The organism is Campylobacter gracilis (genome assembly GCF_018374135.1).
In the GTDB taxonomy this organism is placed as follows: domain Bacteria; phylum Campylobacterota; class Campylobacteria; order Campylobacterales; family Campylobacteraceae; genus Campylobacter_B; species Campylobacter_B gracilis_A.
On sequence record NZ_JAHAFS010000003.1, the window covers coordinates 91,005 to 106,972 of the forward strand.

The following is a 15,968-nucleotide window of genomic DNA, read 5'->3' on the forward strand; positions in this document are numbered from 1 at the left end:
GCCAATTATATCAATTTAAAATAAAATTTGTTATAATCGCGCCCTATCAATTTAAGGAGAAATTTATGGCTTATTCAATGGGCGATCTAAAAAAAGGTCTAAAAATCGAGGTGGACGGAATTCCGTTTAAAATCATAGAATACCAACACGTAAAACCGGGCAAAGGGCCTGCTTTCGTACGCGTTAAAATAAAATCTTTCATCGATGGCAAGGTGCTTGAAAAGACCTTCCACGCGGGCGATAAATGCGAAGCGCCGAATCTTGAGGAAAAAGAGATGCAGTATCTCTACGACGACGGCGAGGCATGTCAGTTCATGGATACCGATAGTTACGAACAGATCGCGATCAGCGACGAGGACGTGGGCGAGGCGAAAAAATGGATGCTAGATGGCATGATGGTAAATATAATGTTTTACAACGGCAAAGCGATCGGCGTGGATGTGCCGCAGGTAGTGGAGCTTAAGATCGTAGAGACCGCGCCGAATTTCCGCGGCGATACGCAGGGCAGCAACAAAAAGCCTGCCACGCTTGAGACCGGCGCCGTGGTACAGATCCCATTTCACGTGCTCGAAGGCGAGGTCATCCGCGTTGACACCGTCCGCGGCGAGTATATCGAGCGCGCGAATAAATAATCCCCCCTATTTTTGCGAAATTTTGATTTCGCAAAAATTCCTCTTTCTTTTGAAATTTATAAACTCCGAGCGATAAATTTAAACCGCAATCTTCGCATAAATTTTAATTAAAATGGCTTTTCAAATTTGCCGAAATGCGGGATAATTTAGTCTAAGCTTTACGCAGCGCTGATTTTTGCAAAATTTAGGATGGTTTTACGATTAAATTTAGGGATATGAAATTTGAGTATAAAAAACGCCTGAAAGCAAATCTTGCGACCCGCTTTCGGGCTTTGAGCTAGGCTGCAACTTTAATTAGATTTAAAATTTCACCTTCACTTGGGAAACGAGGCTTAGCAAAATCTTTATTGAAGAAAAGCTTTCTGCCGTCAACTTCTACTAGAAAGTCTCCGCTGCCACCAGGGACCAACTCGACAACTGCATCCTTATAGACGCCTGTTATTTCATCTCTCACACGGAGAGCTTGCGGTCTATAAGATCAAGAATTACAATAAGTAATTACGACCTTCATCTTTATTCCTTTCTAAAAAAGTGCCACATTGTAGCAGATCTAGCTTAAATTTTAATATAAAGGCTCAATTTCGCGCGCCTCAGCAGTTAAAATTTACGAGCGAAATTTCAACATTTGCAAAGCTCTAAATTTCACTGCTGCGAGCCCAAGGCTAGTCTTCAAATTTTAAAATTTCATCGTAGCAGAGATAAAAATCGCAGCCGTGCGCATGGAATTTCTTATCGCCGTGAAAGTGTCCGAAATACCACCGCGCAGGCTTTACGAGCTCAAAGATCTGCTCCAGATACTCAGACGTTTTATCAGGAGTGCTTTTACCGCACCAAAGGTATTCTTTTAAAAATTTCATCGCAAACCTCGGCGCCGTGTGGCTCAGCACCGCATCGATCCGTCCGCCCGCGGCGATGAAATCGCGCGCATTTTGCACCGCGCAAGCAAACTCTTCCTCGCTTGGAATCTCGCGCGCCCCCAGCTAAGCCCCGGTATCCGATGCGCCTTATCGACGCTAAGTGCGCCGCCGAAGCACAAAAATCGTCGCCCCGCAATCTCGTAAATTTCGCCACGCCGCAGCCAAAAAATATTCTCGCCGCCCACGCTCACGGTGCCGCCAAATTTCCGCTCGCGCGGCAGCTGATCCAACATATCGAAATTTTCATGGTTGCCGTCTATGAAAAGAAGCGTGGCGGGGAAATATCTTTCTATATTTTTACGCGCCATAAACTCATCTATCCGCTCGCTCCAAAACAGCCCGAAATCTCCGAGCACAATGACGAAATCATCAGCGCTAAGCCCGCCCGCAAAGGCCTTGTTCGTTATTTTGCCGATCTCGTTTATTCCGTGCGTATCGCCGCAAAGATATATCATCTGCCTCTCCTTTAAATTTAACTCGCCGCGCTTTGTCGCAACCCATGCGAATGAAATTTTAAGCGCTAAATTTTACGCAGCGCACGCCGCACGGCCCTCTGTGCTCCGAGCCGCAACTGCACAAATTTAATCCAAATTAGAAGCATAAATTTAGGCGACGTATTTTAAAAGCACAGGCATCAAGCCTATCGACGCGTAAATTTAAAACCGCGGCTTCTAGCTTTAAATTTCGCGCCGCAGATCTAAGCGGCGAAATCCGAGGAGGTGCAGCTTTGCTTACTGCCGCTAAATTTTAAATTTAACGACGAACTTTGTAAATTTATAGCGAACCACGTAAATTTAGCGGCGGATTGCGCAATTTCCACAAAGAGCTTTGTAAATTTCAACGAACTTTAAAATTCCACGGCGAGCCGCGTAAATTTAAAGATTAAATTTAAAGCCTGCCGCGCAATTTTGTCGCCAGCGCGGCGCCGATTTTTTCGTAGCCCTCTTTTTGCAAGTGGATTTCGTCAGGGCGAATAAGCCCGCGCTCGCGCCAGCCGCGCCAGCCGCCATCCTCATCCATAAGACCGGCTATGTCGTAAAACATTGACCCTTCGTCTCGCGCTAGATGCGCTAGCACCTCCGCAGCGCGTGAGGCGTTTGGCACTTTAGGGCTTCGCGGCGGCGCTACGAGCAGGATTTTTGCACCGGGAGCTGCGGAGCGGACGGAGCGAAGCAGCCCACGGACGCTTTGGTAGAATTTTTGCTCATCAAATTTCGGATCCATCGCATCGTTTGTGCCGTAAGCGATAACTACGAGATTGTATCTAAGTCCTGAAAAATCCCTACCAAAGGCATCTGCACCCCATTTTTCGTAGAGGTTGCTAAACGCGCCGTTGCTCGCGCAAGAGTCTGCGAAGCGTGCGTTTTTGCGGTAAATTTTATATCCTCCAAGCTCTGCTCCGTCACGTAGCGATCTAATTTCGATAGGGAATCTAAGTCGCAGCTTAGAATACTCCCATTTATGCGGCACTTCTTGTGAAATATACGCGCTTAACCCACTTGCATCGCGCACGCGAAAAATCTCGCCGCTCTGATCCGATTTATGTAAAATTTCGACGTAAAAATCGCCGCTAAGCTGCTTTAGCTCCAGTCGCACGTTAGCACCTTTTTTGCCGGTAGCGATCACTCCGCATAGCGGAAAATCTGGGTCTTGCTCGGTGCGAGATGAGATTACATTAAAGCCGCTTTGCTTAAATTCTATATTTTCGCTTTTGTGATATTTAGGCATCATTGCAGGCACGAAGCCGACGCTGTTTTGTACGAAAAAGCCGTGTCTGAAAGCATCTATCAGCGCGTCGCTTCCTAAGTGCGAATCACCAAAAAATTTCACTCCAAAGCCCGCAGAGCTTTTTGTATTTGCGGAATTTATGCCGCGAACGCCTGCGTTTGCCGCGCATCCGCCTAATAATGCGGCAAATAAAATCACTATAAACTTACTCAACTTCAATCCTTGATAAAATTTCTTTCGCTACCGCTTCGCAACCTTCTTTGCTCATATGAATGCCGTCGTCTTGGCGCACACGCACGAGCTTGGAGCCGCTTTGCAGATAGGTTTTATAGGCGCCTTTTTCGCACACCAGCGGGGTTGTTTGCATAAAATACCCGCCAAGCGCCATGCTGGCGTCGGCATATATTTGATTTAGCAGCTGCGTTTTCTCCTCAAAATCCGGCTTTTGCATACACGGCATCGCTAGCCATAGCACTCCCGCGCCGTGCGAGTGCGCCGTATCGTAGATTTCGCGCACCCTTGAGGCGTAAAACTCCCGCCAGCGCGGCGTTTTAATGCCATAGGTTTTACCTCCTGCACGGTACTCCCACACATCGTTAGCTCCTAGAAGCACGACTACGAGCTTAACGCCGCCGTTCTCTCTAAGCGCGGTATCGAGCGTCTTTTGCCAGTCGAAAGATTTCTTGCTCGCAAGCCCCGTCGATTGCTTGCTAAGATCGATCACTCTTAGGCTTCGCTTCGGGAAAAATTTCTTAGCGTTCATCCCCACGTATTGCATCAGACTATCGCCCATAAAAAGTACCTCATCGCCTGCATTTAGGCGGATTTTGCCATCGTCGCTAAGCGAAATTTTAGCATCAATCTCCATAGAGCCTTGCGTCGTTAAATTCTGCTCCAAAGCCTGCGGAGCAGGGAGTTGAGAATCGGAATTTTCGCCGCTTTGTAAGGTTGCGCTTGCCGTAACGGGATTTTGCGACGCAGAGGAGCTGCGCGGCATAGAGCTTGTTGTAGCCAGGCTTTGTGACACGGAATTTTGCGAAGTAGAATTGTGAGGGATAGAATTTTGTGGGTAAGGCTCCTGCGCCGAATCGCGCGTCTTTGAATGATGCGTAGAATTATTTAAGGCAGAATTCTTTGCAGCATGAGCTTGCGGCTTGCTATCTTGCGGTTTAACGCTTTGCGAAGCATCGTGATTTTGCACCCCTTTGCTTTGCAAAGCTTGATTTTCCGCCATGCGATCTTGCGCAGGTTTTTTAAAATTTTTGCTTCCGCTATGCGGACTTGCGTCCTCATCCTTGCTAATGTCCTCGCCTTTGATACGCTGCTCTAGCCTATCTGCGCCATTTGCAATCTTTTCGTAGATCTCTCCACCTACGCGAAACGGCGAGCGGCGCAGCCATTCTTCCAGCCCAAAATCATCGTGGAATCGCTGCTCCAAATAATAAAGCAACGAGCCTTGCATAAAAAATGCCGAGAAAAGCAGCGCAAAAAGCAGAGTCGAAACAAACCTAAGCATCTAAAATCCTGCGTAGATGAAATTTGGAATTCCGCTTGGCATCAGCGCAAAAATCAGCGTGAAGATCACGCCGAGCGCGAGAGCTTTAGGTAAAAACGGCAGCTGAGCAAAAAGCGCGATCAAAGTATCTTTAAGAGCTGAAATTTTAGGATAAACAAAAATCCCCGCTAAAATCACCGCAAGCACCGCTAGCTCGCTAATATCTCCGAAAGCTCGTGCGCGGGCAAAAGCACCCAAAATCGCCGCCGCATCCGGAAGGGAATTGGCGAAAAAAATCCAAGCGAAACTTACAAAAATATAGGTACAAAATAGTGCCAAATGCGGATTTAGCGGCTTTACGCCCACTTTGGCAAGACATTTTAAAAATACAAGCGCCACTCCGTGCAAAAGCCCCCAAATCAAAAAATTTAATCCCGCGCCGTGCCAAATGCCCGAGAGCGCAAATGCGACTAGCAAATTTACGCAGGTGCGCGCAAAGCCATTGCGCGAGCCGCCGAGCGGGATATAAATATAATCGCGTATAAACGTGGATAAGCTGATATGCCAGCGATCCCAAAACTCGCCTAAATTCTTAGCCGCATAGGGCATATTAAAATTCTGCGGCAGCTTAAAGCCCATAGCAAGCCCAAGCGCACGCGCCATATCGATAAAACCGCTAAAATTCGTATAAAGCACCACGCCGTAAAGCAGCAGTGCGGCTAGAATTTGCGCCGCGGAGGACTCAGGCTCGTCGCCGTAAACGCCCGAAATCACATCGCTATAATACGCGCCCAAATAGCCGCTAATAAGCAGCAGCTTAACTAAGGCAAAAATTATAAGCACATAAATTTCATCGGCATTACCAAAGTGCTTGAAGCGATCAAACTGTGGCAGTACTGGCTCTACGCCTTTAGCGGCGCTAGCGCGTCCGATAGGGCCCATCACAACGCTGGGGAAAAACGCTAAAAAGCACGCCAAGCTCAAAAAGCCCTGCTCGCCGCATTCGCGCCTATAAACTGAAACGAAATAGGTGATCGACATAAAAACATAATATGAAATTCCAAGCGGAAACGCCACGCTATCGACGGCACCTAGGTGCAGCGCGGCAAGCGCGGCATTGAAAAACTCCCTGACGTAGCCGTAATATTTAAAAAACGCAAGAAAAAATAAGCCGCCAGCAACCGCCGCAAGCATCACCGCACGCGCCTTCGCAGTTGGTAACGGAATCTGCTTCGCTAACCCCGCTTTTTGCACCTGCTTGGCTATGCCAGCTTGTTTTGTTGCGCTCATCTGCTTGGCTGCCGCTTTACGCGATAGCTTTTTCTTGTGCGAGGACTGCTTTGCGGGCGTTATGGCTTTTGCGACTACGCGATTAGCGCGCGCGATACACACCCCTGCAAAATATACGAAAGCACTATAGGCTGCAAGCACCAGCGCAAAGCGCGGATTTACGGAGCACATAAAGCCGTAGCTTGCCAGCAGGATCAGAATTTTTTGCGCGAAAATGTGATTTTTGAGCGTCCAATAAACGATTAAAAACGCTAAAAAAACAAGGACAAACTCAGGCGAAAAAAATGTCATTCAATCTTTCCAATTTAAATTTTTAAAGCTCTTGCGGCTTTTAAACGCTTGCGGTGCGAAATTTATACGAAGCAAAAAAGCCAAAAACTTTTTTAATCGCTTGCAGCGCGAAATTTTATACGCAGGCGCGGCATTACGCCATTAAATGCGCGAATAAATTTAACGTCCAAACCCTTAAATTTCACGGGCACCTTGCATGCGAGCCCTTGCCGCGTGAGCGAAATTCCGCCACAATGGTAAAATTTGAAACGCAAATGAGGGCTCGACGCATGAATAAAATTTTTAAATGCGCTGAGCGGTTTGCATCAAATTCTTACAAAACCTCGTAAACGCAGTCTCGCAGGTTCTACCCGCAGGATTTCAAAATAAGCGCCTTTTGAAATCATGTTATATAAATTAGACGCGCGCGATGCCGCTAAAATCCTACGAAATGAGATGAGCCACACTTCATCACAACCATGAGGGCTGAAATTCTACAAAGCAAAATTTTAAAAGCCAAAAATTTTGCAGCGATAATAGAATTCCGCCCGTTAAATCTGCCGCGTGAAATTACTAAGTAAAATCTCACTTTAAGGCGTGATAGAAACCATCTAAAAGCTGCGCCTTATGAGCCAAAATCATAGCTTTTAATTTTTACCGCAAATTGCAGACCTGCGCCGCCATAAAGCCCCTTTTAAAATTTTGTATCAACGCAAACGCACCTTACGCTAGCCTCGCTCTTTCTTGCAAAAAACACAAGTTAAAATCAATGAGCTTCGCGTCGTAAAATTTTGGATCTAGGCTTAGTTTTAGTGCGGCGTAAATTCGGGCTCGCTAGGCAAAATTAGTCGTAAATTTAATGCGGCTACATAGATTTCAGTTTGAGCTGAAATTAACCTAGCAGAGCCGAATCTCGCTTCGTAATCTAGCCATTCTAACGAGATAATGTAAATTTTAATTTGCGATTTAAAATTTTCTGGCATAACGATGCAAATTTAGCTCACGTTTTAAAATTCCAATTTTCGCGGCGCGAGCGGCTCATAAAACGCCGCGTAAAATTGCAAATTTCAGCGTTTTTTATTCGGCTGGCGAGGTTTGTGCGCACAAGAACTGATTTGCGAAAATTTTAAAATTTTATCGCTTGCCCCAGCCCGCCTTCAGGGCAATCGCGATAAAATTTACGCTCTGCGTCTCAAGCAAGCGAACAGTTGCGATGAAATTCTAAGCTATCAGTCGAGATGAAATTTTACGCCGCATTTTCAAGAAATCCCGCGCCCGCCTAACTGTAAAATCCGTAAACCTCGCGCAAAATTTCACATCGCCGTATTACTTAGCAGCTATCAAATATGCTTGCCAAGCGGACGCGGTGAAATTTCGCACTACCCTTTGATACTTGTTCGAAGTAAAATTTCGCCCAGATGTTTTAACGGTCCATGCTCGAAATAAACGTTCCACATAATTTTATCGTAAAACGGCTGCCGGGTGGAATTTTGCCCGACAGCAAAGTCCGTGCCATCTGGAATTTACGCCTCTGCGCGGATTATCCTTACCGCTTCGACCATATTTTTTAGGCTCGGCTCTACTTCTTCCCATTTGCGGGTTTTTAGGCCGCAGTCCGGGTTGATCCACAACTGCTCTTTCGGAAGCACCTCAAGCAGCGCACGAATCTGGCTTACGAGCTCCTGTACGCTAGGAATTCGCGGACTGTGGATATCGTAAACGCCGGGACCGACCTCCTGCTTGTAGCCGACCGATCTAAAAATTTTAAGCAGCTCGTTGCCGCTGCGAGCGGTCTCAATGCTGATGACATCGGCATCCATCGCCTCAATCGTTTTGATGATGTCGTTGAACTCCGAATAGCACATATGCGTGTGAATCTGCGTTTGCGCTTTGGCTGCACTAACGGCGAGCTTAAAGGCGTCTACGGCAAATTTTTCGTACGCAGGGATATTTTCGGATCTAAGCGGATAGCCCTCTTTAAACGCCGCCTCGTCCACCTGAATGATCTTGATGCCCGCGTCTTGCAGATCCGAAATTTCATCAAAAATCGCGAGCGCAAGCTGTTTTACGATCTGATCGCGAGGCTTATCGTCGCGCACGAAGCTCCAGTTCATCATCGTCACCGGACCCGTTAGCATGCCCTTCATAATCTTTTTAGTACGGCTTTGAGCGTATTTGATCCACTCCACGGTCATTGGTTTTGGGCGGCTAACGTCGCCGAAAAGTAGCGGCGGCTTCACGCAGCGGCTGCCGTAGCTCTGCACCCAGCCGTTGGCGCTAAACGCGTATCCGCTCATCTGCTCACCGAAATACTCGACCATATCGTTGCGCTCAGGCTCGCCGTGAACCAGCACGTCCAGACCAATCTCATCTTGAAATTTAACGCAGTCGTCGATGTAAGCTTTGATGTCACGCTCGTAGGCTTCGCGGTTGATTAAACCCTTTTTATAGGCGTTGCGAACCTGGCGAAGCTCGGCAGTCTGAGGGAAGGAGCCGATCGTAGTAGTAGGTAAAATTCCATAGCCTAGCTCCTTTTTCTGCACCTTGATGCGATCCTCGTAGCGATCGGCGCGCTCGAATTTATTTAAATTTGCGGCGCGGCTTTGCACTCGCTCGTCATGAATAAGTGGCGAGCTAGCACGGGTTTTAGCGGATTTTTGATTTTCTTCGTAAGCTTTCATGCCGTGTTCGCACATCGGAATTTCAAAGAAAAGATGGGTTAAAATCGAAATTTCGCTTAGCTTTTCGACCGCGAAACTTAGCCAGGATCTGATCTCGGCGCTTAGCTTGTCCTCGTACTTTAGCGTGAAAGGCACGTGCAAAAGAGAACAGGAGGTGCCCACATAGATGCGCTCCTTAGGCACGTAGGCCTCGATAGCCTTGAGCTGAGCGAGCTTTTTGTCGATGTCGCTCTTCCAGATATTGCGCCCGTCGATCACGCCTGCGAAAAGCACGGTCTTAGCGTCTTTTAAAGCTTGAAGCTCTTTTTTGATATTCTCTTCGCTTGCGTAAACGAAATCGAGTCCGATCGCCCAAACATCGGTCTTTACTATCTCGCGTACGGCCTCGGTCGCATGCTCGAAATAGGTCATAAAGATGATTTTTACGTTGCTTGCAGCCTTGCTTAGGCGCTGATAAATAGGCTCAATCTTTGGCGCTAGCTCAGTCGCGCGATCCGTTACGAAAATCGGCTCATCGATCTGAACTACGACTTCGTTATCAAGCTCGCTAAGAAGCTTTAGCAGTTCCTCGTATTTCGCGGCAAGGGCATCTAAATGCGCGAGCGGATCGCTTTTGTCGCTTGATTTGCTAAGCGCAAGATAGGTGATAGGTCCGATTAAATTTATCTTTAGCGCGCAGGAATCCTTAAAATCATTATTCTTCGCGGCCTTGTACTCGCTTAAAATTTTACTAGGATTTAGGCTAAATTCCGTATACGCAGAGATCTCGGGCACGATATAGTGGTAGTTTGTGTTAAACCACTTCGTCATCTCCATCGCGACTGCGTCTTTACTGCCGCGCGCCATCGCAAAATACTGCTCATGCGCCGAAAGAGCCGCAAAGCGCTGCGGGATCACGCCAAAAAGCACGCTGGTATCGAGCATCAGATCGTAGTATGAAAAGTCGTTTACGCTAATTAGGCCGCTCCAAGCATCCAGCTGATATTTGATGTGGCGATCTTTTAACTCTGCGGCGACCCGCTCTAGCGCGTCATAATCGCACTTACCCGCCCAATAGCTCTCCAAAGCCTTCTTTAACTCGCGCTGCTCTCCGATACGCGGAAAGCCCGTAACGTAACTCTTCATCTCTATCCTTTAAGTAAAATTTTGGTATGAAAGTGTTGATTTTATCTAAAATTTCTTTTGCCGTCATTAAAATTTTAACCTAATCTCGAAAATGAACGAAATTTTATCCAAAAGCGCAGGAGTGGAATTTCGCCGATAAAACTCGAGATGGAATTTTATCGACGAAATTCTGTAAGTTAAAATTTGATGATGGAACTTAAAGGCGTTAAATTCATCATAATTTAAACCTCATCGCAAGATTCTACTAAAACTTAGTAAAGCCTTGCGACGAAGCTAGCCTTATCCGACATACCGCAAAGCCACTGAGCATCAAGGCTCTATGAAAGCAACGCAATGCCTTAAATATGAAAATTCTTAAAATTTATAATTATATCCTGCGTAAACGCCGTATTTTTTACCGTCGTTATCTTCAATATAATCGCCGTCTTTGTACCACGCCTTGCTTGCTTTAAAGCCCATTTCAATCTCGCTATTGGAGCCAAACTCATACGCGGTACCTATCTTGCCGCCCAAAATGAAGCCACCCAGCGTATCGTCCGCTCTAACCCAGCCGCCATTACTATAGTCTATTTTAACTTCAGTATCTAGCACCGAAAGCCCAGCGTAAGCGCCTAGGACGAGCTTAAATCTACCGAAAAGCTCCGGCGTAAAATCCGCACCGGCTATAAAATCGTGCGTGCTCCATTTAACCTTTCTTTTCGAATTGGCATTCGAGCTGGAATCCTCGCCCTTAAATCCATAAAAATATCCGCCGTAAGCTCTAAACGTGCCGAAGTCATATCCGGCTTTAACGCCGATTTGCGGCTGTCCGTCATCAAAACCTGCGGCTTGGTTTTTGAAATTGTATCCGCCTTCGCCACCTATGAAAAGTCCCTCCGCCATCGCGCTTACTGCAGCTAAAGAGCCAAGAAGCGCCACTTTTGCAACTAAATTTCTCATTTTTACTCCTTTCGGTGAAATTTCATCTCAATGATAGCGGCACACTTCGAAACCTAGGCTAAATTTAAAGTAAATATATAACATTTACGATTTTTAGTGACAAAATTTTAAAGTATTTTTGTAATTTATTTATAGCCAGTATAAATTCTAAATCTCAGCATATAATTTACATTATAAATTTTATCGCTTAGTAACATACGCTTTGTAAAAGCACAATGCAATAAGAATTTACGCAATATTCCTCTAGATATAAATTTATCTTAATAACTTGTAAATCCGCGCAGAATTACTTAAATAAACGGGCTCAAATAGATCTTTATCATAGTTTTCCAGCACAAAAAGTTGGATAAAGGCTGATTCAAATACTTTTTTATCTAAGATTAAAATTCTTTGGTAATCCGGTAAAAATATCACGTAAAGATTAGAATTTTTATCTATCTGCTTAAATAATTTGACGAGTTTGCCGTTTACTTCGCCCACTTGATAATATGAATTAATAGGCATTCTTTTACCGTCATAGATTAGGTATTCAGGATCGACGCTAGGCAGCGTGCATTCATCATTTATTATGATGCTCTCTCCATCTTTACCCATTCTAATATCATAACCCACATGAATAAATGGTGTCCAAGACTCTTTACCTGTTTCTATATCTACAGTAGAAAATTTTAAAATATTAGGCAATATATCTATCATGTGCGGTACGAAATAATAATATATATCCCTAGTTTTCCGTGGAAGCTTGAAATTCTTATCGCTTAAATAACTTAGGAATTTATTGATATCGGCTTCACCATAATTTTTTTGAATTTGATATATATTTAGTTTAAATTTATCTTCCAGTTTAGGATCAAAGTTTTTACCTTGCGACTTTTGTATATATTCGACATTAAGCCTTGCCATATTAGCAGAGCTTACCTCATCTTTATTAAAGGAAAACGCACTCATAAAAGTGTATTCTCCCGCCTGTCTACCTCCGGGATCAGCTACTACTTTTACATCGGAGTAATATCTGATTAAATATCCATAATCCCACCACGATAGCACATAATCCTCCCTGCTAGCTTTATTTTTTAGCTCTGCAAGAGGATTTATAGAGTCTTTCGTAAGCGTAGGTGCAACTCGGAATTTATCAATAAATCCATGCTAGGCATTAGTGCTAAACAGGTTAAAATAGCCAACAAAGTACTTCTAAGCCAGGTGCGTATTTCAAAGTAATTCAGCGTAAAATATATAAAATAAGCAAATCCAAGCGCTATCATCGGTGTAGCGTACATTGTAAAGCGAGTTCCACCAAAAAGTGCTAAAACTCCAAGCGCTATCATCGGCAAGGTTAAGATAAACGAACGGAATTTTATCAGCAGTAGAGCCAGCCCTCCTACAGCGCATATAAATATAAATAGATGCCCACTAGATTCAAGCACAAATTTCATGAAATTAGCGTTTTCTACCTCATTAACCGTATTTCTAACGCCGTAGAAGTAGAAAATTTCCTCTTTGCTTACATCCTTTAAGATGTATGCTTTAAGCTGCACTGCTATAGGCACAAGTCCGCCGAATATGATAAATATAATTACGGCGATCGTACCCAAAATCCAAAGAGCTTTTTTGCTTTTATGGCTTGGAATTTTAATCATTAAAAAATATAAAAACGCAATTAGTGCAATCTTAAGCAATAAAATATAATTTACAATTATTGTCTCGCCTTCGTAATACGCGCCAAAATTTATAACTGCAACGACCATAAGAATCATCGCTTTGTAATTTGCCTCATTACGCCTATCAAAAATCAAAACGTATAGCAAAAACATCACTATAATTGCCATATTTAGAGAATACGAGCTAGAATACCACCAATCATAAATCACCGTAAAAACGGCAGGTAAAGCAAAGCTGCTCTGCTCGCCTCGTCCTACTAGCCTAATTAAAGTCCATATCGTTAGCAGTGGCAGAGTAACATTTAACATATCGCTATCAAAATATCCGCCCAAGGTCCTGACATAATATCCGGGCAGCACGCAAGCAAGTAGTGCCGCGATGATGCCGGCGCCCAGGATCTTATACTCTCTTGCTATCAAAATAATCGGCACGGCCACCAGCGGCGCGAAAAACACACTCATATAGATCGTAATGCTATTTAGGCTGACGGGTAAAATTTTACTAAGTAAAAATGCTAGAGTTGGGATCGACGCGCCGTACGGGCTAAGATCGCCCGGCTGGTGAAAGCCCGCTATCATATCGCGCGCACCCTCGGCGTTTGCAAAGGCGTCGTTCGTGGTCATGATGAGCTCGCCATCGAAAGAAAACTGCTCGATCCCGCTAGCCCAATATATCCAAAAAAACCTGCACGCCACGCCGAATATATAAACCAGCGTCATGATCAGAAAAATATCCATACGTGAGCATTCGCCGTTTGTAATTCTAAATTTTTGCATCTTTTTCCTTGATTTGCCGTTTGAAGTACCGAGCGGCAGGGTTAAAATTTGCCTCTACAAATTTTACTCGCTTTATCGCGTCCGCGCTAAATTTTAACGACATTGTTTAATTTGCGTTTATTATAGCAGAATTTATCGATATTAAAAGCAAAATTTTAAAAACAACCGAAGTCAAGCCGTTTAGAATTTAAATTTGTGATATACAATTTTGGCGACCATCAAAAAATACGATACGTAAAGATAAAGATTAGGATTTAAACTAAATATCCAATATAAGGCAGATACAAAACAATACCAAGCCAATAAATATGCGTATATCCAACATATTATAAATTCCATCTTCTGGGTGCGGAATGAACAAATATAGGACAATAAACATAACGAACGCTTTTAAAAAAATATATAATAACGTTTTATTCATAGACATATATTTAGCGATCTATGCTATGGCTAAATAGCAGAAACAACCGGTCGTTGCAAGAAACTTACGCCGAGCCGGTGGATTTTTGTGGTTTAGACGAAATTCTCGCCTAATACGCGTCGCACATAAATTTACAGACGGTTTTCGTGCGCAGATTGAGCATGATCGAGCTTAGGCATCTGCCGTCCTTGTTGCCGCTTAGCAGGCGCACGGCATCGCCCTCCTTCCACTGCGTGCTGTCGCCCTCGATCGTCCTGTAATGCGCGCCGTTAATGACAAGCGACTCGCCGCCTTTTAGAGTTTTATCGATCTTTAGGTCGCTTGCGATCTGGCTTAGATCGCCTTTTAGGGCATTTGCGATTAGTTTTTCTTCGGCCTGCTCATGCGTCTTCATCGAGCTTTTGGCAAAGTCCGGTACCTGCATAGTTTCGGTCTGAGCCGAAGCAAAAGCGGCTAGCACGCAAGCGGCGTAAATTAGTTTCATATTTTCTCCTCGGTTTTTTCAAAATTGCGGCGATTATAGCAAAGTTTACTTAAAAATTTCGGTCTAAATTTAGCTAAAGTTTAAATTTAAGAAACCGCCGTCTGTTTAAAACAGAGCCGAACGCGACGGCAAATTATAAAATTTCGCCGCAATTTAAAATTTACTTATTAAAATACGCCGCAAGCGCGCTTAGCCAAACAAACAGAGCTATGATCCAAGACATCGTCCACGGCGTACCCGCAGAAAACGCCGCAAGCATCGCCGATGAGACGATGCCGCTGCCGTATTGCAACGAGCCTATGAGCGCAGCGGCCGAGCCCTTCATCTCCTGCGGTACGCTATCAAGAGCGGCGGCATTGGAGCAAGAAGCGATGATGCCGTTCATGCTAAAAACGAAAAACATCGGGATTATCACGCCAAGAACGCCGCCTGTTTTGAAAAACGCAAACGCAAATAGCACGCTGGCAGCAAGCGCGGCAACGAGCGCGGAGACTATGAGCAGGCGGTTTAGCGCATAGCGCTTTACCAGCTTTTTATTTACGAAACTTAGCGCCATGACGCCCACGATGTTTATGCCGAATAAAAATCCGTAGTATTTGCTAGGAATGCCGAAATAATCGATATATACAAACGATGAGCCCGTGATAAAGGCATAGGCGGCTACGTAGAAAAACGTCACGCTAAGAGTGTAGCGCATAAATTTGGCGTCTTGTAATAATCTTAGATAGCTCCTAAAAGACGATACGATGGGCTTTGTGGAGCGCTTTTGCGGCGGCAAGGTCTCTGGCAGAGAAAAAATCATCGCAAACATAATCGCGCTAGCTAGCGCCATCAGCCAAAATATCCCGTGCCAAGAGCCAAACTCCAGTATCGCGCCACCCAATAACGGACCCACTATCGGCGCTATCGCCATGATAATAACTAGAGTAGAGAGCATCTGTGCGGCCTGCGAGCTACCGAAAAGATCGCTAATCATCGCCCTGCTTAGCATCGGTCCTACGCATGCGCCCAAAGCCTGAAACACGCGCCAGAACACGACGCTAGCCATAGTGTCTGACATCGCGCATCCTACTGATCCGATCGCAAAGAGCGCCATACCGATGAAAAGCGGGATTTTACGCCCGATCCTATCGCTGATAGGCCCCCATACGAGCTGCGCTATAGCAAAGCCGATCAAAAAGCCCGTTATCGTGAGCTCCGAGTCTCCGTGCAACTGCCGCTCCATCGTAGGCATAGCGGGCAGATATACGTCCGTAGATAGCGATGTACACGCCATGAGCGCGCTTAGCACGACTAAAAAAGATAGTGAAGTTTTTGAAGAGTTCAAATTTTTCCTTTTGTTGTTATTTGAGTGGGCGCAGAGTTTGCGCGACTGGAGATTGGAAGCTTTAAATTTACTCAAATTTGTTTTGATAAATTCTGCACGATTATAGCTAAATTTAAACGCTTTTCAGTGCGGAAGCTTAAATCAAATTTGATGTAAAATTTGAATGCAGGCGGCGCAAAATTTAAACTAGAAATTTAAATACGGTAGAGCAAGGCGCGGTATTT

General features: G+C 44.9%; 13 protein-coding genes. 1 reads left to right on the forward strand and 12 read right to left on the reverse strand.

What is annotated here, in order from left to right:
* The first annotated feature begins 65 nt into the window (after positions 1-65).
* Positions 66-632, forward strand: a complete 567-nt coding sequence (gene efp / locus KH703_RS02335) for an elongation factor P (protein WP_005871146.1) — start codon at positions 66-68, stop codon at positions 630-632.
* Between the two features lie 277 nt (positions 633-909).
* Here the strand turns inward: efp and KH703_RS02340 are convergent, their stop codons facing one another.
* From KH703_RS02340 to KH703_RS02395, 12 genes are all read right to left on the reverse strand, one after another.
* Positions 910-1,143, reverse strand: a complete 234-nt coding sequence (locus KH703_RS02340; protein WP_255349569.1) for a SelT/SelW/SelH family (seleno)protein — start codon at positions 1,141-1,143, stop codon at positions 910-912.
* Between the two features lie 151 nt (positions 1,144-1,294).
* The gene (locus KH703_RS02345; protein ID WP_304293784.1) at positions 1,295-1,489 is read right to left on the reverse strand and encodes a hypothetical protein; all 195 of its coding nucleotides are present in this window, start codon (positions 1,487-1,489) and stop codon (positions 1,295-1,297) included.
* Between the two features lie 23 nt (positions 1,490-1,512).
* Complete coding sequence (locus KH703_RS02350; protein ID WP_304293785.1) at positions 1,513-2,004, reverse strand: metallophosphoesterase; 492 nt, start codon at positions 2,002-2,004, stop codon at positions 1,513-1,515.
* A 433-nt stretch (positions 2,005-2,437) separates the two neighbouring features.
* A complete protein-coding gene (locus KH703_RS02355) occupies positions 2,438-3,490 on the reverse strand; it encodes a GDSL-type esterase/lipase family protein (RefSeq protein WP_304293787.1) in 1,053 nt (350 codons plus the stop codon).
* Entirely contained in the window at positions 3,483-4,793 is a 1,311-nt protein-coding gene (locus KH703_RS02360; RefSeq protein WP_304293789.1) for a DUF459 domain-containing protein, read from the reverse strand. Before KH703_RS02360 ends, KH703_RS02355 begins: the two co-directional genes overlap by 8 nt.
* Positions 4,794-6,353, reverse strand: a complete 1,560-nt coding sequence (locus KH703_RS02365) for an MBOAT family protein (protein WP_304293791.1) — start codon at positions 6,351-6,353, stop codon at positions 4,794-4,796.
* Positions 6,354-7,855: 1,502 nt separating this feature from the next.
* Positions 7,856-10,138, reverse strand: coding sequence for a 5-methyltetrahydropteroyltriglutamate--homocysteine S-methyltransferase (metE, locus tag KH703_RS02370; RefSeq protein WP_304293793.1), 2,283 nt, complete (start codon positions 10,136-10,138; stop codon positions 7,856-7,858).
* A gap of 354 nt (positions 10,139-10,492) precedes the next feature.
* Positions 10,493-11,077: a hypothetical protein gene (locus KH703_RS02375; RefSeq protein WP_304293794.1), complete on the reverse strand. Its 585-nt coding sequence runs from the start codon at positions 11,075-11,077 to the stop codon at positions 10,493-10,495.
* A 255-nt stretch (positions 11,078-11,332) separates the two neighbouring features.
* On the reverse strand, positions 11,333-12,124 hold the full coding sequence (locus KH703_RS02380; protein WP_304293796.1) for a hypothetical protein: 792 nt from the start codon (positions 12,122-12,124) through the stop codon (positions 11,333-11,335).
* Positions 12,125-12,168: 44 nt separating this feature from the next.
* Positions 12,169-13,512: an STT3 domain-containing protein gene (locus tag KH703_RS02385; protein WP_304293798.1), complete on the reverse strand. Its 1,344-nt coding sequence runs from the start codon at positions 13,510-13,512 to the stop codon at positions 12,169-12,171.
* A gap of 530 nt (positions 13,513-14,042) precedes the next feature.
* Entirely contained in the window at positions 14,043-14,417 is a 375-nt protein-coding gene (locus KH703_RS02390; protein ID WP_298833958.1) for a hypothetical protein, read from the reverse strand.
* A gap of 160 nt (positions 14,418-14,577) precedes the next feature.
* Complete coding sequence (locus tag KH703_RS02395; protein ID WP_304293801.1) at positions 14,578-15,744, reverse strand: multidrug effflux MFS transporter; 1,167 nt, start codon at positions 15,742-15,744, stop codon at positions 14,578-14,580.
* Positions 15,745-15,968: the final 224 nt, after the last annotated feature.